Origin of the sequence: Streptomyces sp. rh34 (genome assembly GCF_002551245.1) — a bacterium.
GTDB lineage: Bacteria > Actinomycetota > Actinomycetes > Streptomycetales > Streptomycetaceae > Streptomyces.
Genome location: NZ_NTGZ01000539.1, coordinates 1 through 1,228, shown reverse-complemented (window position 1 = coordinate 1,228; position 1,228 = coordinate 1). Strand labels below are relative to the sequence as shown.

Annotated in this window: 1 protein-coding gene and 1 pseudogene; both read left to right on the top strand. The window is 74.3% G+C overall.

Going from position 1 to position 1,228, the window contains the following annotated elements; translation table 11 throughout:
• Positions 1–610: SUKH-4 family immunity protein (locus CR470_RS38055; protein ID WP_179892528.1), on the top strand; the 610-nt coding region annotated here is incomplete at its 5' end.
• 270 nt (positions 611–880) lie between these two features.
• Positions 881–1,228 (top strand): annotated as a pseudogene (locus CR470_RS38050) (DivIVA domain-containing protein); the annotation flags it as partial.

Below are 1,228 nucleotides of genomic sequence, written 5' to 3'. Positions count from 1 at the left end.
GGTGCGGGCGCCGCTGCCGCAGATGCCGCCCGCGCCCGTGCTGCCGCCGGAGGCGGTGGCCGAGGAGCTGGCGCAGGCGTTCGGTCCGCAGGGCATCCTGCGGTTCGACCAGCGGGCGGTGTCCCGTCAGGGGGTGCCCGAGGTCGTCGCGCAGACGCTGGTGTGGGCGGGGCTGCCCGCCGATTTCGGGCCGTTCTTCTGGGCGCAGCCGGGGCAGCCGGTGGTGCCGACGCTGGCCGAGCTGGCGGCGCAGCGGCAGGTGCAGCCCGCGCCGGACGCGGGGTCGTATCTGGTGATGGGCACGGACTTCGGCCGGGCGCTCTGTGTGCAGTACGGGACGGCGAACATCGTGGCCGTACCGGTGGAGGCGGGTCCCGGCGGGCAGCCGGTGCCGCCGCAGTTCGTGAACACCGGGCTGCCGGAGTTCGTGCGGTCGATGGCGTTGCTGGGCCGGATGTGGCGGCTGCGGTTCGGGCTGAACCCGGAGCAGGCGGGCCGCTGGACCGTTGACTTCCAGGCGCAGCTGGTGGCGCTGGACCCGGCGGCGCTGGCGTCGCCGGAGAGCTGGTGGTCGGTGCTGCTGGAGCAGATGTGGGACGGCTTGATCTGAGCCGTACGCGGGGCTGAACGGCGAGCGTGCACGAGGCGCCCGGACCCGGAAGGGGCTGGGTCAGGGGGTGTCCGGGCGGACACCCCCTCGTCGTGTGCGGGGGGTGCCGGGCGATGAACGCTGGTTCGCCCGGTTCTGTGATGCCGGTCGCTTCCGGCCTGAATGCGGCTGATCGATTCCGACTTCCGGCACCAATTGCCGCATCCTTGGCGTGTTACGGGTGTCGGAGCGTGGCAGAGCGTGTCGGCGGGTCGGAGAGGGGTTTCAGGGATGAGTGCTGGACCGGTGTCCGCGTACGACGTCGTCGGGGTGCGGGGGCGTGGTTACCGTCCCGAGCAGGTGGACCGGGCGACGGCCGCCCTGACGGCCGAGCGGGATGGGGCGCTGGCCGAGCTCGCGCGGCTGACGGGCCGGGTGGAGGAGCTGCTCGCCGAGTCCGCCCGGCTGGCGGAGGCCGTCGCGATGCTGCCCGTGCAGGACTACGCGGAGCTGGGGGAGCGGGCTCAGCGGATCCTGGCGCTGGCCGAGAGCGAGGCGGAGGCGCTGCACACCGATGCGGTGGCGGCGGGCCAGGCGCTGCGGGACGCTGCCGAGGCGGCGGGCCGGACGGTCGGGGAC